The sequence below is a fragment of the Actinomadura vinacea genome (assembly GCF_039532545.1).
In the GTDB taxonomy this organism is placed as follows: domain Bacteria; phylum Actinomycetota; class Actinomycetes; order Streptosporangiales; family Streptosporangiaceae; genus Spirillospora; species Spirillospora vinacea.
Genome location: NZ_BAAARW010000034.1, coordinates 24783 through 46008, shown reverse-complemented (window position 1 = coordinate 46008; position 21226 = coordinate 24783). Strand labels below are relative to the sequence as shown.

General features: G+C 72.1%; 21 protein-coding genes. 7 read left to right on the top strand and 14 right to left on the bottom strand.

The genetic code is table 11. From position 1 onward, the window contains the following. Positions 1-373: 373 nt before the first annotated feature. Positions 374-937, bottom strand: a complete 564-nt coding sequence (locus ABD340_RS38015) for a TetR/AcrR family transcriptional regulator (RefSeq protein ID WP_344595802.1) — start codon at positions 935-937, stop codon at positions 374-376. On the opposite strand from ABD340_RS38015, the gene ABD340_RS38010 reads away from it, so the two are divergent. Further along, positions 891-2369, top strand: coding sequence for an amidase (locus tag ABD340_RS38010; RefSeq protein WP_344595801.1), 1479 nt, complete (start codon positions 891-893; stop codon positions 2367-2369). The two genes, ABD340_RS38015 and ABD340_RS38010, sit on opposite strands and share 47 nt — an antisense overlap. On the opposite strand, the gene ABD340_RS38005 is transcribed toward ABD340_RS38010, so the two are convergent. The 6 genes from ABD340_RS38005 to ABD340_RS37980 form a co-directional block, all read right to left on the bottom strand. Next, the gene (locus ABD340_RS38005; protein ID WP_344595799.1) at positions 2353-3105 is read right to left on the bottom strand and encodes a glucose 1-dehydrogenase; all 753 of its coding nucleotides are present in this window, start codon (positions 3103-3105) and stop codon (positions 2353-2355) included. The two genes, ABD340_RS38010 and ABD340_RS38005, sit on opposite strands and share 17 nt — an antisense overlap. Then, a complete protein-coding gene (locus ABD340_RS38000) occupies positions 3092-5191 on the bottom strand; it encodes an acetate--CoA ligase family protein (protein WP_344595798.1) in 2100 nt (699 codons plus the stop codon). Before ABD340_RS38000 ends, ABD340_RS38005 begins: the two co-directional genes overlap by 14 nt. A 12-nt stretch (positions 5192-5203) precedes the next feature. Continuing rightward, complete coding sequence (locus ABD340_RS37995) at positions 5204-6778, bottom strand: class I adenylate-forming enzyme family protein (protein WP_344595797.1); 1575 nt, start codon at positions 6776-6778, stop codon at positions 5204-5206. A 22-nt stretch (positions 6779-6800) separates the two neighbouring features. Next, the gene (locus tag ABD340_RS37990) at positions 6801-7154 is read right to left on the bottom strand and encodes a VOC family protein (RefSeq protein ID WP_344595795.1); all 354 of its coding nucleotides are present in this window, start codon (positions 7152-7154) and stop codon (positions 6801-6803) included. Then, positions 7151-7552 (bottom strand): Zn-ribbon domain-containing OB-fold protein, encoded by a 402-nt coding sequence (locus ABD340_RS37985; RefSeq protein ID WP_344595793.1) that lies wholly within the window; start codon positions 7550-7552, stop codon positions 7151-7153. Before ABD340_RS37985 ends, ABD340_RS37990 begins: the two co-directional genes overlap by 4 nt. A 65-nt stretch (positions 7553-7617) precedes the next feature. Continuing rightward, positions 7618-8316, bottom strand: coding sequence for an endonuclease V (locus tag ABD340_RS37980; RefSeq protein ID WP_344595792.1), 699 nt, complete (start codon positions 8314-8316; stop codon positions 7618-7620). Between the two features lie 74 nt (positions 8317-8390). On the opposite strand from ABD340_RS37980, the gene ABD340_RS37975 reads away from it, so the two are divergent. Together ABD340_RS37975 and ABD340_RS37970 are read left to right on the top strand one after the other, a co-directional pair. After that, the gene (locus ABD340_RS37975) at positions 8391-9014 is read left to right on the top strand and encodes an isochorismatase family protein (protein WP_344595790.1); all 624 of its coding nucleotides are present in this window, start codon (positions 8391-8393) and stop codon (positions 9012-9014) included. Then, positions 9014-9766, top strand: a complete 753-nt coding sequence (locus tag ABD340_RS37970; RefSeq protein ID WP_344595788.1) for an SDR family NAD(P)-dependent oxidoreductase — start codon at positions 9014-9016, stop codon at positions 9764-9766. The genes ABD340_RS37975 and ABD340_RS37970 overlap by 1 nt, the downstream gene beginning before the upstream one ends. Before the next feature lie 23 nt (positions 9767-9789). Here the strand turns inward: ABD340_RS37970 and ABD340_RS37965 are convergent, their stop codons facing one another. Together ABD340_RS37965 and ABD340_RS37960 are read right to left on the bottom strand one after the other, a co-directional pair. Next, positions 9790-10992, bottom strand: coding sequence for a serine hydrolase domain-containing protein (locus tag ABD340_RS37965; protein ID WP_344595787.1), 1203 nt, complete (start codon positions 10990-10992; stop codon positions 9790-9792). A gap of 86 nt (positions 10993-11078) precedes the next feature. Next, positions 11079-12296 carry an RNA-guided endonuclease InsQ/TnpB family protein gene (locus ABD340_RS37960; RefSeq protein ID WP_344595786.1) on the bottom strand — a complete coding sequence of 406 codons (1218 nt, stop codon included), beginning with the start codon at positions 12294-12296 and terminating at the stop codon, positions 11079-11081. A 168-nt stretch (positions 12297-12464) separates the two neighbouring features. On the opposite strand from ABD340_RS37960, the gene ABD340_RS37955 reads away from it, so the two are divergent. After that, entirely contained in the window at positions 12465-13391 is a 927-nt protein-coding gene (locus tag ABD340_RS37955) for a cyclase family protein (protein WP_344595865.1), read from the top strand. Positions 13392-13409: 18 nt separating this feature from the next. Here ABD340_RS37955 and ABD340_RS37950 read toward each other — a convergent pair whose 3' ends face one another. Then, positions 13410-14969 (bottom strand): AMP-binding protein, encoded by a 1560-nt coding sequence (locus ABD340_RS37950; RefSeq protein WP_344595785.1) that lies wholly within the window; start codon positions 14967-14969, stop codon positions 13410-13412. Positions 14970-15027: 58 nt separating this feature from the next. Then, on the bottom strand, positions 15028-16086 hold the full coding sequence (locus tag ABD340_RS37945) for an LLM class flavin-dependent oxidoreductase (RefSeq protein ID WP_344595863.1): 1059 nt from the start codon (positions 16084-16086) through the stop codon (positions 15028-15030). A 207-nt stretch (positions 16087-16293) separates the two neighbouring features. Here ABD340_RS37945 and ABD340_RS37940 point away from each other — a divergent pair, with 207 nt between their 5' ends. The 3 genes from ABD340_RS37940 (at position 16294) to ABD340_RS37930 (ending at position 18503) form a co-directional block, all read left to right on the top strand. Further along, positions 16294-16749 carry a flavodoxin family protein gene (locus ABD340_RS37940; protein WP_344595783.1) on the top strand — a complete coding sequence of 152 codons (456 nt, stop codon included), beginning with the start codon at positions 16294-16296 and terminating at the stop codon, positions 16747-16749. A 21-nt stretch (positions 16750-16770) separates the two neighbouring features. Continuing rightward, positions 16771-17070, top strand: a complete 300-nt coding sequence (locus tag ABD340_RS37935; protein WP_344595782.1) for a Dabb family protein — start codon at positions 16771-16773, stop codon at positions 17068-17070. A gap of 329 nt (positions 17071-17399) precedes the next feature. Then, complete coding sequence (locus ABD340_RS37930; RefSeq protein ID WP_344595862.1) at positions 17400-18503, top strand: thiolase C-terminal domain-containing protein; 1104 nt, start codon at positions 17400-17402, stop codon at positions 18501-18503. A gap of 30 nt (positions 18504-18533) precedes the next feature. Here ABD340_RS37930 and ABD340_RS37925 read toward each other — a convergent pair whose 3' ends face one another. The 3 genes from ABD340_RS37925 to ABD340_RS37915 all read right to left on the bottom strand — a co-directional run bounded on the left by ABD340_RS37925 (position 18534) and on the right by ABD340_RS37915 (position 21055). After that, positions 18534-18764 (bottom strand): hypothetical protein, encoded by a 231-nt coding sequence (locus tag ABD340_RS37925; RefSeq protein WP_344595780.1) that lies wholly within the window; start codon positions 18762-18764, stop codon positions 18534-18536. Between the two features lie 386 nt (positions 18765-19150). Continuing rightward, the gene (locus ABD340_RS37920; RefSeq protein WP_344595778.1) at positions 19151-19819 is read right to left on the bottom strand and encodes a TetR/AcrR family transcriptional regulator; all 669 of its coding nucleotides are present in this window, start codon (positions 19817-19819) and stop codon (positions 19151-19153) included. A gap of 114 nt (positions 19820-19933) precedes the next feature. Beyond that, the gene (locus ABD340_RS37915; protein ID WP_344595776.1) at positions 19934-21055 is read right to left on the bottom strand and encodes an Rv1352/Rv1906c domain-containing protein; all 1122 of its coding nucleotides are present in this window, start codon (positions 21053-21055) and stop codon (positions 19934-19936) included. Positions 21056-21226: the final 171 nt, after the last annotated feature.

Below are 21226 nucleotides of genomic sequence, written 5' to 3'. Positions count from 1 at the left end.
AACGCCATCGGTCCGCTGACCGAACCCCGCCTTGATCGGCGGGGCAGGTGCCGGACGAGCTTGGTTCAACGAAGCCCAAGGCTTCGGACCGCGTTCTCGGTCCTCTTCCGCTGTTCGTGCAGGTGAGCGGCGCCGGCAGGACGGACTGAATAAGCCGGGCTCAGCGGTTCCCTAAGTGAGGCTTAAGGGAGTTCCGGTGGGGGTTGGGGCGCTCTAACGTTCTAGATGTCACATCGGAGACACGGCGGAGGTGCACAGGCGGAGAGCAGAGCGAACGTCGGCTGAGGTTCCGACTGAGGTTCCTGATTGAGACTGGTTTCTGGCTCGTACGGCCTTGTACCCCGCTCTGGGGCCGTACGGGCCAGAAGCCTTTTCAGGGGTGGGTGCCGTTGAGGAGGAGGCGCAGTGCCTCGGCGGTGCCGGTGGCGGAGGTGTCGCCGGTGGCGAGGCGGCGGACCGCCAGGCCGTAGAGCATGGCGACCACGGCGGGGGCGCGGCGTTCGGGGTCGGGGATGCCCAGGGCGCTCAGGATGGCCGCGGCGAGCCGGTCGTAGGCCTCCACGCAGCGGGTGGCGGCCTCCCGGACGGCGGGGTCGCGGGCGGAGTGCAGGTGGAGTTCCAGGCTGGCGATCTGTTCGGGGCCCTGCGCGAAGTCGACGATGGCCTTCTCGACCTCGTCGGCGGCCTGTTCGGGATCGGCGCCCTGGAGACGGGCGGCGCGGGCCGTGACGCGGGCGATCTCGTTGTCGACGAAGGTGCGCAGGCTCTCCCGGAGCAGGTCGGACTGGCTCGGGAAGTGGTAGGTCAGGGAGCCGAGGGAGACGCCGGCCGAGCGGGCCACGGCGCGGTTGGTCACCGCGCCCACGCCCTGCTCGCCGATCAGGCGCAGGGTGGCCTGCAGGATCCGGTCGCGGGTCACGTGCACAGTCTTTCGCATTCGGGGAGGCCGGCGTATCGTTCGTTCGAACGAACGAGAGGGGCCGGCGGTGCTCGGGTTGCGGGAGCAGGCGGCGGCGCTGCGGCGCGGCGAGGTCTCGGCCGAGGAACTGGTCGGGGAGTCGCTGCGGGCCGCGGAGGAGGGCCGGTCGCTGGGAGCCTTCCGGGTCGTGCGGGCACAGGCCGCGCTGAACGAGGCCCGGGAGGCCGACAAGCGGCTGCGGGAGGGCGAGCGGCCGCCGCTGCTGGGCGTGCCGGTCGCCATCAAGGACGACACGGATCTGGCGGGGGAGACCACGCCGTTCGCGGTCGGGGGACGGCATCCCGTCGCGGTCGAGGACGCCGAGGTGGTGCGGCGGCTGCGGGCGGCGGGTGCGGTGATCGTGGGCAAGACGACAACGTGCGAGATCGGGTTGTGGCCGTTCAGCGAGTCGTCGACCGGCTGCGCCCGCAATCCCTGGAATCCGGATCACACCCCGGGCGGGTCTTCCGGGGGGAGTGCCGCGGCGGTCGCCGCCGGAATGGTCGCCGGTGCCGTGGGGTCGGACGGGGCCGGGTCGATCCGGATCCCGGCCGCGTGGACCGGGCTGGTGGGGATCAAGCCCCAGCGGGGACGGGTGTCGGGCCATCCGCACCGGGAGCCCTTCTACGGATTGACGGTCTGCGGGCCGCTCGCGCGGAGCGTCGGGGACGCGGCGCTGCTCCTGGACGTGCTCAGCGGCAACCACCCGGAGGATGTTCACCGGTTGGACGCGCCCGTGTCCTCGTTCGAGGAGGCGGCGGGTGCCGAGCCGAGGCGGTTGCGGGTCGCGGTGTCGTTCCGGATGGCATTCGGGTCGGGCGGGAGGCTGGATCCGCAGATCCGGGCGGCCGTCGAACGGGTGGCGCGGAGGCTGACGGCGTTGGGGCACAAGGTTTTCCCGGCCGACCCCGACTACGGGCCGGTGGCCTTGGGGCTCGTGCCCCGGGGGACGTCGGGGGTCGCGGACTGGGTGGAGTCAATGGAGGGCGGGGAGTTCGAACCGCGGACGCTGGCCGAGGCCCGCCTGGGCCGGATCGCGGGGCGCAGACTCCTGCCGTTGGCCCGGTGGCTGGAGCCCAGGCTGCACAGGAGGGTGGGCCGCATCTTCCGGTATGCGGACGTCGTCCTGACGCCCACGACCGCCCAGTTGCCGTTGCGGGTCGGAGCCTATGAGGGCGTCGGATGGCGCAGGACGCAAGGCGGAGTCGCCGCGGCCTGCCCCTACGCGTGGCCCTGGAACGTACTGGGGTGGCCCGCGGTGAACGTGCCCGCCGGGTTGAGCGAGGAGGGGCTGCCCATCGGGGCCCAACTCCTGGGCCACGACGCGGACGAGGCCACGCTCATCTCGCTCGCCGCGCAGCTGGAGAAGGAGTGGGCACCGCCGCGGGCCGGCCCTAGAAGCCGGTGGTGAAGCCGCCGTCGACCAGGACCTCGCTGCCGGTGCAGTACGAGGAGTCGTCCGAGGCCAGGTAGACGACCAGGCCGGAGACCTCCTTGGTGCCGCCGAGCCGGCGCAGCGGGAGGCCGTCGACGAGGGCCTGGGCGCGGTCCGCGGTGGCCTCGACGATGTCCTGCTGCATCGACATCGCGGTGACGATGCCGCCGGGATGGATCGAGTTGACGCGGATGCCGTCCGGGCCCAGCTCACGGGCGGCGGACTTGGTCAGGCCGCGCACGCCGAACTTGCTGGCGCTGTAGGCGGCCATGCCCGCGGCGCCGTTGAAGCCCTCGGTGGACGAGACGTTGACGATGGAGCCCCCGCCGGACTCGCGCATTGCGGGGGTCACGGTCTTGATGCCGAGCCACTGGCCGATGAGGTTGACCTCGATGATCCGGCGGCATTCGTCCAGGTCCATCTCCTCGATGCTCTTGTGCCGCATGATCCCGGCGTTGTTGACCAGGACGTGCAGCGCGCCGTGCGCGTCGAGGACGGCGCGCACGGCGGCCTCCCAGCCGGCGGGCTGGGTGACGTCCAGGTGCACGTAGGAGGCGCCGTCGAGGTCGGCGGCGAGCTTGGCGCCCTCCTCGTCCAGGACGTCGCCGAAGACGACCGCGGCGCCCTCGTCCACGAAGCGCCGGACGTGGGCCTTGCCCATGCCCCGCGCGCCCCCGGTGATGAGGGCGACCTTGCCGTCAAGCTGTCCCATGCGCGCTCCTCTTGCCCGCCGTGACCGCGACCGCGGCGGCTTCCATGTTGCGGTAGACCGGTACGCCCGACTCGCGTGCCAGGTCGCGGACGGCGTCCTCCACGCCGGGAGGGGCGCATTCGGAGTTCCGGACGACCAGCGTGATCCGGGTGGCTGTGAGCTGCCGCTGCAGAGCGCCGACGGCGCGCGTGTACGCCAGCAGCGGCTCGGCGCTGTCGCCGAAGGTGAAGAAGCTCTGCGCGTTGACGTGGGTGATGACGTCCGCGTACGGGTGGTGGGCCAGGATCTCCGTCACGGCGAGACGTACCAGCTCCGGGTCGGCCTTGGGGCCGACCGGTATCTCCAGGGGGTTGGCCAGGGAACTGCCTGCGCCGAGGCCGAGCCCGCGGAGCGCGGCCGTCGCGGGGGCGGGCAGCGGGCTCAGCTCCATCCCGGCGGTGTCGAACACGTCGGCGGCCAGGACGCTGGCGCCGCCGCTCGGGCCGATGACGAGGACGCCCGGGCCCGCCGGCGCCGCGCGGGAGGCGTGCAGGTCGAGCAGGTCCAGCGCGCCGATCAGGTCGTCCTGGGAGGTGACGAGGGTGATGCCGGCCTGGGCGGCGAGCGCGGACCACACCCGGTCGTCGCCGATCATTCCTCCGGTGTGCGACGCGGCGGCCTTGCGGCCCTGCCCGCTTCGGCCGCCGACCAGGGCCACCACCGGCTTCTCCAGCGGCTGGAGGGCCTCGAAGAGGCCGCGGCCGTCGCGCGGGTCCTCGAGGTAGAGGCCGATCACGGCGGTCTCGTCGTCGGCGGCGAGGTGGCGGAGCAGTTCGGCGGGGGTGACGTCGGCGCTGTTGCCGACCGTGGCGACCTTGGAGAAGGCCAGGCCGCGCCGTTCACCGACCTTGATGACCTCGCCCGCGAGCCCGCCGCTCTGCGAGATCACGGCGATGCGTCCGGGACGCCCCTGGGGGCCGCCCAGGAACGTCTGGCCGCCCGCGGGGGAGTAGACGCCCATGCAGTTGGGGCCCAGGAGCCGCACGCCCGCGGCACGGGCCGCGGCGAGCAGGTCGTCCTCCAGGGCCGGTTCGCCCATCTCGCGGAATCCGCCGCTCATCACCTGGACGAACGGGATGCCCGCGGCCTCGCGCACGACGTCCGCGCAGCGCGCAGCGGGTACCGCGACCAGCGCGTAGTCCACGTCCGCCCCGGTCAGGGACGGGACGCAGGGCACGCCGTCGATCTCGGGCGTGGTGGGGTGCACGGCGACGAGCCGTCCCTGATAGCCGGCGGCCTTGTAGAAGTTCAGGAACATATTGCCGAAGCCGGGCCTCTTGGTGGACGCGCCGACGACGGCGACGCCGCGCGGAGCGAAGAGCCGGTCGAAGTCCGTGTGCGGTTCGGCGGGACGGGCCGCCGGCTCCTCCGCGAGCTGTTCAGGGGGCTCGTCCGAGGTCAGGAGCCGGGCGTCGACGGCGATCGCGCCCGCGGGCCCGCAGATGACCGGATTGAGCTCGAACTCGGTCAGCCGGGGCCCGAGCGACTCCACGATCCCGCCCGGACCGCCGACCGCCAGCAGCACCTTGACCAGGGCGTCCAGGTCTGTGGGCGGGCCGCCGCGGAAGCCGTCCAGGAGGGCCCGGCCGCGCAGCTCGTCCAGCATCGCGCGGGCGTCGGCCTCGGTGATCGGGCACAGGCGCAGCGCCGTGTCGCGCAGCACCTCCGTCCAGATCCCGCCGAGCCCGGCCAGCAGCACCGGGCCGAACGCCGGGTCGCGCACGGCGCCGACGATGACCTCGACGCCCGCCGCCGCCTGCTCCTCCACGAGGAAGCCGTCCGGCGTGATTTCCCGGGCGCCCAGGGCCCCGGCCATCTCGGCGGCGGCGTCGGCGGCGGCCCGCGCCGACTCCAGGTCGAGACGCACGGCGCCCGCGTCGCTCTTGTGCAGGAGGCCAGGGCCGTACGCCTTCACCACCAGCGGGGGCGTCAGGTCGGCGGCGGCGGTTTCGAGGGCCTCCGGGTCCGGGGCGGTCGCGCCGCGCGGCACGGCCACGCCGAACCCGGAGATCCACGTCTTGACGGCATGTTCAGGCTGGGTGCTCATCTACTCCCTCTGCTACTGGACGCGGTCGGCGTACTGGTCGCGGATGCCGCGGCGCAGCAGCTTGCCAGGGCCGCCGGACGCGTCCTGGGTGTGCGGCAGTTCGGCGGCGACGACGACCGTGTCGGGTGCCTGGTGCGCGGGCAGCCGGCCGGCGAGCGCCGCCCGCACCGAATCGGCGTCCAGCGCGGCGCCCGCCCGCGGCACGACCGCGAGCAGGATCTTCTGCTCGACCGCGTCCCGGCCCTCCGGATGCGCGGGGACGCCGACCACGCCCGCCTCCGCGACGCCGTCGACCTCGATCGCCGCCTCCTCGATCTGGGCGGGCTGCGACCACTGGCCGCCCTTGAGGATGGAGTCCTCGCGGCGGCCCAGCACGTACAGGAAGCCGTCCTCGTCCATCCGGCCCAGGTCGCCGCCCACGTACCAGCCGCCGCGCAGCGCCTCGGCGGTCTTGTCCGGCAGCTTGTCGTACCCGGCCATGACGTTGGGCCCGTTGAGGTTGATCTCGCCGACCTCGCCGACGACCCGTGCGCCGGACGGGCCGGTGACCCGCACCGCGCACGACATGCGGGCCCGGCCGACCGAGGAGATGTCCTGGCTGCCGTCGTCCTGGCGCCCGAAGCAGGTGTACGGCGCCTCGGTCTGCCCGTAGTAGCTGTAGATCGCCGCGCCGGGCAGCCGCTTCATGATGCGCTCGCGCAGGCCGGGCAGCAGCGGCTCGCCGCCCAGCACGATCGAGGTGAGCGACGACAGGTCCACGCCCTCGTGCTCGTCGGAGCCGAGCAGCGCGGAGAAGAAGCTGGGGATCAGGCTGACGTGGGTCACCTTCTCCCTCGGGACGACCTTGAGGAAGTTGGACGGCCCCCAGTCCTGCTCTAGCACCAGCGTCATTCCCGCGTAGAACGCCGGGCCGACGAGCGCGGGGAAGCCGATGCCCCAGATGATGGCGCCGGTGCCCATGACCGAGTCCTGGTCCCGGTCGACGTCCAGCCAGATCTGCGCGCTGGCCAGCGAGCTGGAGTGGGTGTGCATGACGGCCTTGGGCAGGCCGGTCGTGCCGGAGGTGTAGAAGAGCGCGAGCAGGTCGTCGCCGGACCCGCCCAGGGCCGGCTCGTCCTCGGTCGCGGCGCCGGCCAGCGCGTCGAGGTCGACCGAGCCCTCGCCCGGGCCGCCGACGCGAAGCCACAGCTTCACCCCGGGCAGGTCCGGCCGGATCTCCTCGATCAGCTTCTCGACCGTGGCGTCGTACACGAACGCGGTGCATTCGGAATGTTCGACGACCTGCCGGAGGGTGTCGGCGGGCCAGTACGGGTTGAGCGCGGCCACGATCGACCCGACCTTCATCTGGGCCAGGTAGACCTCGGCGACGTGCAGGGTCTCGTTCATCAGCGAGGCGACGCGGGTGCCGGGCCCGACCCCCGCCGCCAGCAGCGCGTGCGCGACCCGGTTGACCTTCCGGTTGAGCTGGTCGTAGGTGAGGCTCTGCTCGCCGCAGTACCGCAGCGCCACCTTCTCGGGCGTGCGCAGCGCGTTCGCGGTGAGGATCGCGTAGGCGTAGTTGCTGAACGGGGATTTCACTCGCGCCATGGCTCGTCTCCTTGCTGGGGGGTTACAAGGGGTCGGGGCGTGCTGCGTAGAGGACGAACTGGTTGCCCGCGGGATCGCGCAGTACGGCGCGCACCTCGTGCGGGCCCTCCTCGGGCCCGCGGACGAGCCGCGCCCCCGCCGTGGTGAGCTTGTCCGTCATGGCGGTGACGTCGTCCACCTTGAACGACACGGCCGGTTCGCCCCCGGTGACGTCCTCCTCGGGGCCCGCGATGGCGAACGTGGTGCCGCCGCCGTCCAGTGCCGCGAACCGGCTTCCGTCCTGGAACTTCACGGCCAGCCCTAGGGCGTCGCGGTAGAAGCGGACGGCTTCTTCGACGTCCTTGGCGCCGTAGAGGACATTGCCGATTCGGGTCATGACGCGGGCCTCCAGTGGGGAATCGGGCCGAAGTCCTCCAGGTCGTCGAAACACACCTCGACCGCCATCCCGATCCGGACCGTCTCGGGCGGGCAGCCGGTGACGTCGCCGAAGACGCGGGCGCCTTCGGGCAGGTCGATCCACGCGACGACGTAGGGCGGCTCGAAGCCGGGCAGGAACGAGCGGTGTACGACGCTGAAGGTGTGCACGGTCCCGCGCCCGCCCACCGTCTCGTACGGCAGGTCGGTGCCGCCGCAGTAGGGGCAGGCGGGCTCGGGGAAGTGCACGTACCGCGCGCATCCGGCGCAGCGCTGGAGCGCCAGTTCACCACGCCCGCAGGCGGCCCAGTAGGGCTCGGTGCGCGGGTTCGGCGCTGGTACGGGGCGCGGCTGGTCCATCGCGAGCCAACCTAGCGCACGCTTGGTTGGCGAACAATACCCGGTTCCGGTGCCGGTCGGCCGCCTCAGGACGGGAGCGCGCCGGCCAGGGCGTCGCGGGAGAGGCGGTCCGCGCGGCGGGTCGTCTCCGGGAGCCTGAACTCCGGGGTCAGCGCGAGCGCGATCCGGCACGCGGCGTCCAGGCCGATCCGGTGCCCCACCGACACGAACACCGGCTTGACGCCCTCGCGTGTGCGCAGCGCCCGCCCCACCACCTCCTCGCCGTCGCGCAGCGGGCCGGTCGAACCGCGGGCCTTGCCGGGCTGGTCGTAGGCGCCCACGAACGGCGTCTTGGCGATCCCGAACGACGGCAGGCCGGTCAGCACGCCGAGATGGCAGGCCAGGCCGAAACGGCGCGGATGGGCCAGCCCGTAGCCGTCGCACACCAGCAGGTCCGGCTCCACCGCCAGCCGCCGCAGCGCCTCGATGAGCGCGGGCAACTCGCGGAACGCGAAGAGCCCCGGCACGTAGGGGAACGCCGCGGTGCCGGTGACGACCGACTCCGCGACGACCTCCAGCGACGCGGCGTCCAGCACCACGACGGCCGCGGCCAGGCGGGCGGCCCCGTCGTCGCCGTCGCCCGCGTACGAGACGTCCAGGCCCGCGATCGTGCGGGGGTCGGCCGGGCCCGGGTCGTCGAGGTCGAGCAGAGAGCGGAGCCGGTCCTGGATCGCCCTGGCCTCCTCGGGCGTGTCCGGCCACGGGTGCAGATCGCGTACCTCCATGCCCGGAACGCTACCGGGGAACGCCGCCCGGCCCCGAGCGGCTTTTCTTCCCAAGCAAATGCTAGATTGATCGCGTGGCGATCGACCTTGCCGAACTGGCCGGCCCCCGGCACACCGCGCTGCTGGTCATGGAGATGCAGCGCGGCGTCGTGGGCGACCTCGCCAAGTTCCCCGAGCTGGTGAAGTCCTGCACGGAACGCGGCGTGACCGGCAACGCGGCCCGCGCCGCGGCGGCCGCCCGCGCGGCGGGTGCACGGGTCGTGCAGTGCACGGCCGCCTTCCGCGCCGACCGGGCGGGCACCCATACCGACAACGCCCCGTTCATCAAGGGCCTGCTCCGCGACCCCGGGCACATGCTGGAGGGCACCGGGGCCGTGGAGGTCGTACCGGAACTGGACGACCCGGCCGACCTGGAGGCCCGCCGCTACCACGGCTTCTCCCCGTTCACCGGGACGTCCCTCGACCAGACCCTGCGCTCGATGAGCGTCCGCACGGTCGTGGCCGTGGGCGTCTCGCTCAACCTCGGCATACCGGGCCTGTGCCTGGAGGCGGTCAACCTCGGCTACCGGGTCGTGGTGCTGACGGACGCGGTGGCCGGCATGCCCGCCGAGTACGGCGACGCCGTCATGGCCAACACCATCAGCCTGCTGGCCGCGCGCGTGACGACCGACGACCTCATCGCCGCATGGAGGACCTGATGGACGGGACGAGCCCCATGGGCGGCCTCGCCGGCCGTACCGCCGTGGTCACGGGCGGGGCCGGGGGCATAGGACGAGCCATCTGCGCCGACCTGTCCGCGCTGGGCGCCCGTGTGGTCGTCGCGGACCTCGACCTGGCCGCCGCCCAGGAGACGGCCAAGTCCCTCAACGACGACTGCACCGCCCAACGGGTCGACTTGGGAGACCCCGCCGACATCGACCGTTTCGCAGCGGAGATGGGGACGACCGACATCCTGGTGCACAACGCGGGGGTCAGCATCGTCGAGCCGTTCGTCGAGAGCGACCCCGCGCACTGGGACCTCATGTGGCGGATCAACCTGCGCGCCCCCATGCAGCTGACCCGCGCGCTCCTCCCCGGTATGACCGAGCGGGGCTGGGGGCGCCTGGTCTTCATCTCCTCCGACGGCGCGCGCGCCGGGTCAGGCGGCGAGGGCGCCTACGCTGCGACCAAATCGGGCCTGTTCGGGCTCGCCAAGACCATCGCACGCGAAGCGGCCCGCGGCGGGGTCACAAGCAACATCGTCTGCCCAGGCCCCACCGACACACCGATGGTCCGAGCGGTGTCCGACCAGCACCCAGGGCTCCTCGACAAGCTCGCCAAGCAGATCCCCTTGCGCCGCATAGGCCGCCCGGACGACATCGCGGGAATCGTCGCCTTCCTCTGCACCGACCGCGCCGAGTACATCACCGGCCAGACCATCTCGGTCAGCGGCGGCATCACGATGCAGTGAACCGGCGGAACAAGGCGAGCGGGTCAGGACTCCAGAGCTGCGTAGGCGGCGCCTACCAGCCTGAAGGCGCGCAGGTCGCCGGACAACTGGTCGCCCATCAGATTGGGAAGGTAGGCCACGGTCAGGTCCGCCTCGGGGTCGCCCATGCCGATCGAGCCGCCCGCCCCCGTGTGGCCGAACGCCGACTTCCGTCCAGCGGCCGGGATGGCGAAGGTCGTCGCCGGGCGCATGTAGCCAAGGCCGAAGGCGCTGTCCACCAGCATCGTGCGGTCGGGGCCGCTGACCCTTGGCTTGACGGCCTCGCGGAGCGTTTCGGGCTTGAGAACCCGTCCCGCCACGAGGTCGACATAGAAGGCCGCCAGCGCGCGGGCGGTGGTGAGCATTCCGGCAGACGGCCAACCGGCGCGCAGCACGACGGGGTTGTTGTAACCGCCCTTCCCAGGGTGGGGGTTGTTGAGAGCACGGTTGAGACGGCTGTCCGGGTCGGTGTAGGCACTCGCCAGACGAGAGAGGACTTCGCCGTCCTCGCTGGGGACCGGAGGGGTCGTGCCACCGCTCGCGGGGGCCTCGGTGGCGTTCTTGCCGGGACGCCTGGCGGTCAGCTTGGCGGACCGCTCGATGACCTCGTCCGGGGCTCCGATCCACAGGTCGAGGTCGCCGGTGAACTCATCGCGGACGAACTCGCCCACCGTGCGGTTGCCCGGCGACAGCCGTCGCACGATCTCACCGGCCAGCCACCCGTAGGTCAGCGCGTGGTATCCGTGCCCCTCGCCCGGCGCCCACTCCGGCTTCTGCGCGGCCAGGTCAGCGGCGCGCGCCGGGGCGTCGGCGGCCTCCTCGGCGGACACGGGCCGGGCGAACGCGGGCAGCCCCGCCTGATGCGACAGCAGATGGGCGGCGGTCGTGCCCTCCTTGCCCTCGGCCCCGAACTCCGGCCACCAGGCGGTGACGGGCCCGTCCACGTCGTAGGCGCCCCGCTCGGCCAGCAGCAGCGCGGCCGTCGCCGTCAGCGCCTTGGTACAGGAGAACCCGAAACACGGGGTGTCCGCGGTCCAGCCGCGCCCGGTGCGGTGGTCGGCGACCCCGCCCCACAGGTCGACCACCTTGCGGCCGCCCGCGTACACCGCCACCGCAGCCCCGACCTCCCGCCCCTCGGCGAAGTTCCGCTGGAAGACGTCCCGCACGCCGGAGAACGCCGGGTCGCACGTGCCTTCGACTGTCGTCATGTGCGGTCCTCTCTCACACACATTGGAAGGTCTGAACCGATTGACCTCCTCCCCCTCGTGAACGAGGGGGATTCCAACCCGTGGCCTCAGGAAAGGAGGACAGGTTGAGGTTCGCGGTTCGTCCGCCCCGGCAACCCGGGGCGTCCCCGCGCAGCAACGGCCGGTCCGGCCGCCGCGCACACGAATATGAGTCTGGTCTCGTGGGCGATGTTGCGTGCCGCGTTCACATCGGCGTTGCCCGCGTGGCCGCAGGACCGGCACCGGAAACGCGCTTGGCTCTCACGCGCCTCCCGATCCCTGATCCCGCACGCCGAACAACGCTGCGAGGTGTACGCGGGATCGATCCTGTGGACGCGGCCGGGGGCCTTGTGCTCCAGCCGCTCCACCAGGGCACCCCAACCGCCGGCCAGGATGCCCCGGTTCAGCCCCGCCTTGGCGGCGACGTTGCGTCCCGGCCGCTGGTTGGTGCCCTTCGCCGAACGGGTCATGCCCGAGATGCGCAGGTCCTCGACACCGATCACGTCGAACTCGCGGGCCAGCATCGTGGAGGTCTGCTCCACCCAGTTCTTACGCCGGTCGCGCTCGCGGGCCTTGAGCCGGGCGAGCGCGGCCCTGAGCCTGGCGCGGCGGCCAGAACCGCGCCGGGCACGCCCCAACTTGCGGGCCAGCAACTCCAGGAGCCGCCTCTCTCCAGGGGTGAGGCCGGGGACCTTCAGCAGATCCCCGGTCGACAGGGCGGCACTGACGGCAACGCCCCGGTCCACCCCGACCACGGTCCCATCGCCGGGGCCGGGCACCGGGGGCGGGACGTGCGCGAACGCCACGTGCCAGCGCCCGGCCCGATCACGGGTGACCCGGTAGGACTTCACACCCTCCGGCACCGGCCGCGACAAGCGGAACCGCACCCATCCGCACTTGGGCACCAGCACCGCACCCCACTTGCGCGACAACCGCCTGACCTGGTGGGGTTTGACGCCGACCTGCCGGAACCCCTCGTGCACCCCCTGCTTGCGCCAGTTGGGACGCCGGTGGGTACCGGCGAAGAAGTTCGCCATCGCCTGCGCGAAGTCACGCAGCGCCTGCTGCTGCACGGTCTGGGACCCGGCCCGCAACCACTCGAATGCGGCGCGGGCCGCGGTGAGCTGCCGGCACTGCTCGGTGTAGCCAGGTGCCCTCCCGCGCAGGTGCCGGGACCAGAAACCGTGCTGCTCCACGGCCAGGTTCCACACGTACCGGGCGTGCGCGCAATGCCAGAGCAGGGCTTGCTCCTGCTCGGGCGTGGGGTCCAGGCGGTAACGCGGCACGGGCCGATCGTAGCGTGCACGCTCGAACACAGGGGCGAAAACGTGCCGGATAACGCCTGGCCAACCGGCATTCGCCCCGAGGGGCGAATGTCCTTTCCCTGCCCTGCTCCTCAGGGTCTGATTCCTCCCCGGCCTCAAGGTCGGGATTTCCTCGGAGGTTCTTCGATGATGCTCGATAAGTCCAGCAACTGGGGACGCTGGGGTCAGGACGACGAGCGCGGGGCCCTCAACCTGCTGACTCCCGAGGTTGTCATGGCGGCCGCCGGGTGCGTGCGGGAGGGCCGCGTGCTGAGCCTCTCGCTGCCTATCCGCGGCGCCACCTCCTCGCCCGCCCCCACGACCGTCCCGCACCTGCGGGGCCGGCCGCTGCCGCAGCACTTCATGTCGGTGGACGGAGGCGACTACGCAGCCGGCACGAGGGCCATAGGGGCGGGCCTGAAGATGGCCGACGACGCATTGGTCGTGACACCGCACGGCACCACGACGCACATGGACGCGCTGTGCCATATGTGGTCGGGGGACCGCCTCTACAACGGGCACTCCGCCGACAGGGTCCGCTCGTACGGGGCAGGACGCTGTGGCATCGACAAGGCCGGGCCCGTCGTCGCAAGGGGGGTGCTGTTCGACGTAGCGAGACTCAAGGGCGTCCCACACCTGGGCGTGGACGACCGGATCGGCCCGGACGACCTGCGGGCGTGCCTCGACGAGGCGGGCATCGAACTGCGCCCGGGGGACGTGGCCGTGCTCCGTACAGGATGGCCGCTGGTGTGGAAGAACGACGGCCCCGACGCCTACTGGGCGGGCCAACCCGGGCTCTCAGCGGACGGCGGCCGGTGGCTGGCCGCCCGGGACGTGTGCATGGTCGCCTGCGACAACGCGGCGATCGGCGGCCTCAACGAGCACCAGCTCGCCGACGAGACCCTGACCGACGACCTGCACATGATCTTCCTGTGGCGGCACGGCGTCTACCTGGCCGAGATGCTCTGGCTGGAGGAGCTGACGGGGGAGGGCCGCGCCGACTTCCTGTTCATCGCGGCCCCCCTCGACATCGAGGGCGGCACCGCCAGCCCCATCAACCCGATCGCCGTCCTCTGACCCTGCGGCCGTCCCGCCTCAGGAGCCGGGGTACCCGCCGCCGCCGTACCGCTCGTCCAGCGCGTCGTAGTCGGGCGTGTAGCCCTTCTTGGGGATCGCGTCGGCGAACTCCACGTGCCGCGGCTTCTTGTACGAGGCGATCTCCCCGCGCACATGCTCGATGACCTCTTCCGCGGTGGCCGCGGCGCCCTCCGCCAGGACGACGACGGCCTTGGGCGACTGGCCGAAACGCTCGTCGGGAACGCCGATCACGGCGGCGTCGGCGATCGCCGGATGCGACTTCAGGGCGCGCTCGACCTCGGCCGGGTAGATGTTCTCGTTCGCCGACTTGATCATGCGCAGCCGCGGACCGATGAAGGTGAGCGTGCCGTCGGGCTCGCGGCGGCCCAGGTCGCCGGTGTGGTGCCAGCCGCCCGCCGTCTTGGCCTCGTTCAGCTCGGGGCGGTTCCAGTAGCCGGAGAAGACGTTCTGGCCGCGCGCGCAGATCTCGCCGACCTCGCCCGGCGGGACCTCGTTCCCCTCGGCGTCCAGCAGCCGGACGTGGGCCAGCGGCGAGGTCCGCCCGGCGAACCCGGCGCCGCCCATGCCCAGCCCCAGGAAGGTCAGCATGCCGCCGACCTCGGTCTGGCCGTAGCCGCCCATCTTGGACGCGCACCACGGGCTGTCGTCCACGCTGATCATCTCGTCCCACTCGGCGGAGTGCGAGACGAAGCGCAGCGACGACAGGTCGTAGGCGCGGTCCTTGTTCGCCTCCACCAGCCCGTCGATCATCGGGCCGAACAGGAACGCCTGGGTGCACCGCTCGGTCTCGATCAGCCGGCAGACCTCGGCCGGCTCGTAGGCGGGCGTGAAGACCAGCTTCCCGCCGATCTGGAAGGCGGCCAGCGTGAACATCATCGTGCCGACGTGGAACAGCGGGCCGCAGGCCAGGAAGGTGAAGCCGTCCTCCATCTGCCGGATGTGCAGCAGCGCCATGCTGTGCGCGATCAGCGCGGAGTGGCTCAGCAGCGCCGCGTTGGGACGCCCGTCGAACGCGGCGGTGTAGAGGGCCAGCACGGGCGCGCCGGCGTCGGTCCCGGCCTCGGATGCGGGCACGGACGCGGTCAACGGCGCGGCGGCCGCGACGTACGCCTCGTACTCCTCGCCCGACCGCACCCAGCGGGCGTCCGGCGAGACCTGCCCACCGGGCCCGGCGCCGCGCGCCTTCTCGACCTCCTCCCGGCTCACTCCGCCGCCCGAACCCTCCTCCCACACGACGACGGCGGGCGCGAGGTCGTCCAGGACGTGGGCGAGCTCGTCCGCGCTCTGCCGCCAGTTGGCCGGGCAGAAGATCGCGCCGAGCCGGGCGCAGGCCAGCAGCAGCTCCAGCACGCGGAAGGAGTTCTGGCCGAGCCACAGCACGCGCTCGCCGGCCCGGACGCCGTCCGCCGCCAGCGCGCCGGCCAGCCGGTCCACCCGGTCGTCGAGCTCGGGATAGGTCAGCCGGACCGGGCCGTCGACGACGGCGGTGCCGAGCGGGCGGCCGCGCCGGTGCTCGTCCAGCACGTCCCCGAGTGTGAGCCGGTGTACGACGGACATCGCGCCTCCAGGTCGAACTTGTCGAACAAGGGTCGAACAGGGTGCTCGTCGGGCGGGTTCAGCGGAAGGCGGGCATGACCTCGGCGGCGAAGAACCTCAGGACCTTCTTCATGTCCTCGAGGGGGAGCGCGCGGGTGCTGCCGAAGTCGCACATGAGGTTGCCGAACCCCATCTCCTGGATGGTCCTGATCTGGCCGATGACCCGTTCCGGGTCGCCGATGACCTCCAGCTGGTTCCAGCGGAACTCGTTGTCCACCGACCCGCCCTTGAGGTACCGGTCCTGGTAGAACTCGAAGCCCTTGGCGGCCTGGCCGGTGGCGGGGTCGATGGGGGCGCTGCTCACGTTGAAGATCCGGGAGCGGTCGAAGTCGGCCTCGAACCGCTCCTGGTCCGCGCGCGCCTGCTCCAGCGTCGGCGCCACGTAGACCGAGCGGCTGGCCACCAGCTCCACGTCCGCCGTTTCGACCCCGTTCGCCGCGGCGGTGGCGTGCCAGGTCTCCGCCGCCTTGGCGATCTTCTTGAACGGGGCGGCCGGGTCGGCCAGGATCGGCAGGCCGCGCGCCGCGTACATCTCCACGGTCTCCGGGCTCACCGCGGCCACGTGCAGCGGCGGGTGCGGGCGCTGCACCGGCTTGGGCATCAGCGTGAGCGGTCGGTGGGTCTCGTAGAAGCGGCCCTTGTACTCGAAGTCGTCCTTGGTCCACAGGCCGAGCAGCATCTCCAGCGACTCGTTGAACCGGTCGCGGGCCTCGGCCAGGTCCAGGCCGAAGTTCTCGAACTCGACGCTCTGGTAGCCGCGGCCGATGCCCATCTCCAGGCGTCCGTCCGACAGCAGGTCCACCATCGCGGCCTCCTCGGCCACGTGGACGGGGTTGTGCAGCGGCAGCACCACGATCCCGGTGCCCAGCCGCAGCCGCTCGGTGCGGGCCGCCAGGTTCGACAGCAGGTTGAAGATGTTCGGCACCAGGCCGTAGTCCCGGAAGTGGTGCTCGGCGACCCACACCCCGTCGAAGCCGAGTTCCTCGAGCAGCTCGACGATCTCGATCTGGTAGTCGTACACCTCCCGCGCGGTCTGGCCCGCGAACTGGTGGAAGAGGTGGAAGGTCGAGAACTTCATCGGGCGGTCAGCCACGTGAACGGCTCCTTCTTCGCCGGGCCCGGCGGGCGGCGCGGGCGGGACGGGGCGCCGCCGCCGCGCCGGTCGCCTGGACCCATCATTACGTACCAAGCGCTCGCTTGGGTAGCCTAACAGCTCAGCGGCCCCGCCCGCGGGCACTCGCCGGTCCGAGCCCGGTCAGGGGTCGCCCGGTTAAGGTCGGAGGTGATGAAGAGGCTGCTGATCGTCCACCACACGCCGTCGCCGACGCTGCAGGCCATGTACGAGGCCGTGCGCGACGGCGCCACCACCGACGAGATCGAGGGCGTCGAGGTGGTGACGCGCCCGGCGCTGACCGCCTCGGCCGTGGACGTCCTGGAGGCCGACGGCTACCTGCTCGGCACCCCGGTGAACCTCGGCTACCTGTCCGGCGCGCTCAAGCACTTCTTCGACCTGGTCTACTACCCGTGCCTGGAGGCGACGGCCCGGCGCCCGTTCGGCGCGTACCTGCACGGCGACAACGACGCCACCGGCGCCCTGCGCGCGCTGGAGTCGATCACGACCGGGCTGAAGTGGCGCGCCGTCCGCCCGCCCGTGGTCGTCGCCGGCCGGGTGGGCAAGGACGATCTGGAGGACTGCTGGGAACTGGGCGCGACCGTGGCGGCCGAGCTCGGCACCGTCTGAGCAGGTCGCTACGGTGATCCCATGAGCGGATTCCGGCATGTGGTCATGTTCACGTGGGCCGAGGGCACTACGACGTCCCAGCAGGAGGAGGTCCGGACCAGGCTGGCCGAGCTGCCCGCCGTGATCCCCGAGATCGGCTCGCTCAGCCTGGGTGCCGACGCCGGCGTCAACCCGGGCAACTTCGACTTCGTGGTGGTCGGCGACTTCGCCGACCGCGACGCCTACCTCGTCTACCGCGACCACCCCGCCCACCGCGCCGTCATCGACGGCTACATCACGCCGATCCTCGACCGCCGCGCCGCCGTCCAGTACGAGCCGTAGGGCAAAACCGAGCAAGCGCTTGTGTTAACCCCGGTCGTCGGGTTAGGTTCGCGTGCGACGGCACCGCCGGCGGGACACCCCCCCTCGTCCCGCGGGTCCCTGCCTTTCCAGGGCACCGCTCGCCGGGGACGGATCGCGCCCCGTCTCCGGCGAGCGGACTCGCCCGCCGGAGACCCTGGGCGGTCGGGGCGAAGGGACGGGAACGCGTGACCGGAGGCCATGGCCCTTCGAAGCGGCTGGGCAGTTCGAAGCGGCAGGGCAGTTCGAAGCGGCAGGGCAGTTCGAAGCGGCAGGGCTTCGCGGGCAAGGCGGCGATCGCGGGTGTCGGGATGACCGCCCTTTCCCGCTCATCGGGCCGTACGGAGCTGCGGCTCGCCACCGAGGCGTCCGAGGCCGCCCTCGCCGACGCCGCGGAGGCCATGGGCGGCGCCGTGCGTCCCGACGCCATCCTGAGCTACCACCTCAACGACTCGGCGCCCGTCCTGTACCTGGCCCGCGCCCTCCGCCTCCACGAGATCGGATGGCACAACGAGATCTATGGCGGCGGTACGCAGAGCGCCTCGATCCTCGCCGACGCGGCCATGCTCATAGACGCGGGCCTGGCCGAGACCGTGCTGGTCTACCGGGCCCTGAACGGCCGCTCCGGCAAACGCATGAACGCGCTGGGGCTCAAGCTCGGAGAGGGGACCGAGGAACAGTTCACGCATCCGTACGGCATGGCGGGCCCCGTGCACCAGTTCGCCTTGGCGGGGCAGCGCTACCTCTACGACACGGGCTTGACCGAGCGCCACACCTATGCCGTCGTGGCCCAGTCCAGAGCGCATGCGGCCGACAACCCTCGCGCCCTGCGACGCGAACGGATCGACCTCGCCACGTACCTGGACGACCCCATGGTCGCCTCGCCCCTGCGCCGCATCGACTGCTGCCAGGAGACGGACGGCGCCTGCGCCCTCGTCGTCACCTCCGCCGAACGCGCTCCGGCCGCTCCCCGGATCCAGGCGGTCGTACGGGGCGGCGGCCCCGGTGCCTCGGGCATGGACAAGGCCGACGACGTCACCCGCGTGTTCTCCGCGTACGTCGCCGCGTCCCTGTACGCGGCCGCCGCATTGAAACCGGAACAGGTCGACGTGGCGCTTCTCTATGACGCCTACAGCTGGCTCGTCCCGCGCCAGCTCGAGGACTTCGGCCTCGTCGACCGTGCCGACCTGGGCGCCGTACTGGCCGGTGAGGAGATCGCCTGGAAGGGCCGCGTCCCGGTGAACCCCCATGGGGGATTGCTCTCCGAGGGGTACGTGCACGGGCTCAACAACGTGGCCGAGGCCGTCCGGCAGCTCCGCGGCACGGGCACCAACCAGGTCGAGGGCGCTTCCGTGGCCCTGTGCACGGGATTCGGCGGCGGCTACGGCAGCGCCGCGCTGCTCACCGCCTCCTGAGACCCTCTTGGAACGCGCTCGGCGTGACGATCACCCCAGCGACCGCGCCCTCAGGATCAGGTCGCGGATCTCCTGAGGCGTCGGCGCCTCGATCAGCCGCGGTCCGTCGCGCAGCGGGACCATCGCCCACCATGACCCGGTCGCCTCGCCGTACCAGACTCGGACGCCGGGGAACTGGCCCTGGAGGCTGCGGACGGTGGCCGCGCGCAGTTCCGCCGGTGTCGGTTCTCCGTGACCGGCGGTACCCGGTTGCCCCGTCATGTCGCCTCCCCTCTTTCATCTCACCCGTAACAGCACCCGTCCCGCCCGGAACGACACCGGGATTTGTCAAATTGTGACGAAAGACACCGGCGCCCCCTTTGTGGATCTTGGCGAGTCGCCGACGCTCCATGTCCGGACGCCTGAACGTCGGGCGCTCGAACCCGATCCTCTCGCGCGCGGGCACGTCGGCGCTCCCGTGGGCGGGCACGATCCGGTGGCGGTTCGGCCGGTGTGCCATGGACGCGCGGTGACCCCGCGATGAACGGCGGACACTCGGCGCAGGTGGAGCGCTCGTCCAGGATCGGGAACGCCCGCCCGGCCGCCGCCGTGCGGGCGGCCGGGATCGTGCCCGGCCCGCCCCGGCGCGACCGGCGCGACGGTGCCGGTCAGTGCGTGTTGATCCCGTCGAACATCACCTTGAGATAGTGCTCGGCCAGGCCCTGCGAGTTGAGCCGGCCGCCCGGCTTGAACCAGCGCACCGCCACCCAGACGGTGTCGCGGATCATCCGGTAGGTGAGCTTGGGATCGATGTCGGAGCGGAACAGCCCCTGCTCCTGACCGGCCTTGATGGTGCTGACCCACATCTTCTCCACCTCGTCCTCGGCCTTGGTGAGGTAGGTGAAGCGGTCCATGCCCCTGAGGTAGTTCCAGTCGTTCTGCATCACCGTGATCGCGGCGCGGTGCGGCTCCAGCGTGCCGAAGGCGATGCGGACCAGGCCCGCGATGGTCTCCCGGGGGTCCTTGCCCTCGTCGATGACCGCGCGGTAGGCCGACATGATCTGCTCGAAGAAGCCGGAGAGGATCTCGTCGACGATCGACTCCTTGGAGTCGAAGTGGTGGTAGAGGCTGCCGGAGAGGATGCCCGCCTCGTCGGCGATGTTGCGTACCGTGGTGGCCTGGAACCCCTTCTCGGCGAAGAGTTCGGCCGCGAGCCTGACCAGGTGCTCCCGGCGTTCCGAGGCCAGGGCGGTCGAGCCCTTGCCGCGGCGGCGAGCGCCCCCTTCACCGCCGGTACGGGCTTTAGGTCGTCCGGAATTAGTGCTCGTGGTCGTCACCCTCTCATTATGCCGTGCGTGCCCAACCGCTTGTTCACGTTGCGCGTCAACACCAGGTTACGTCGCGTAGCAAGCGCTTGGCTAAGAACGTCGGCAGGCGCTTCGCGGCGGGCATCAGGCGTCGGGGGCGGTGGGCGGGCGGCTCGGCGGGAGCTCGCCGCCCGCCTCCCCGTCCGGCCCGCCGCCCGCCTCTCCGCCCGCCTCGGTCGCCTCGGCCAGGCGGTGCCGCAGGGTGCGGACGAGCTCGTCGCTCTGCTCGGTGAGCCGCTCGATCGCGGGGAGCGCCAGCTCGTCCCGGACGGTGTCGGCGAGCAGGTCGTCGTACTCGTCCGCGCGCGCCGCGAGCGCCTCCAGCCTGCGATGGGCGCGCAGGGCCTCGTCCGCCGCGCGGACACGCTCGGCGTACCGCTCCAGCGCGTCGATCCGCCGGGTGACCGCCCGAACCGAAAGGTCGAGCTTCTCCCGGAACGGCCGCAGCACCGCCTCCACCTCCGGGACCGCGGGCGAGGCGGCCTCGAGCTGCTCGGTGCGCAGCGCCGACTGGCGGGCCAGGACCTGGGCGATCTCCCACTCCTGCCGGGGCAGGGTGACGGCGTTGTCGACCGAGTCGAGCAGTCCCTCCCGGTTGACCAGCGAGTCGCGCACCGTGTCGACCGCCGTCTGGACGCGGGCCAGCAGCGCGCGGCCGTCGTCGTCGAAGTCCTGCGGCGTCAGGTAGCGGTCGCGGCGCCGCGCCAGCTCGCGGGAGCGCTGCAGGTCGAGCGAGACGCTCGGGGAGCCGAGCGCGACCAGCACCGCCATCATCGTCAGGCCGAGCAGCCACAGCCAGCCCAGCACCGGCGCGCCCAGCACGCCGATGCCGAGCACGGTCAGCGGCGCCAGCCACACCAGCGGGCGGCGCCGCGCCACGATCGTGTCCAGCTCGGCGCGCAGCCCCGGGTCGGCCACCGGACGCAGCTCGTGCACGGCGCCCTCCTCGGCCTGCGCCGGCGCGATGCGATGCCAGTACGTGCCGACATGGGTCTCGAACGCGAAGTCGGAGGGCGCGATCTCGATCTCGGTGGGCCCGGCCGGCAGCGGCCAGGAGCCGACCGGCTCGCCCCCGCCCGGCCCGGTGAAGCGCACCCACCAGCCGCCCTTGCCGTCCTCGCAGCGGTAGCGCCCGGGCGCCACGTCGATCCCCACGAAGTACGTCCCGATGCCCGGGATGGAATTGCTCCAGGCACCACTGGTCACCGGCGACCTCCGATCCGGCGGGCACCCGGCCTCTCCCGCCGCGTCCCGTCCCGTCGTTCCCGCTCGCCTCCTCTGTACGTTGCGCACCACGTACCACGTTGAACGAGCGGCGAACGTCAGGAGTTGCCGTACCCACATCCGACACCGGGAAGTCACCGGGAGCGCGTCCGA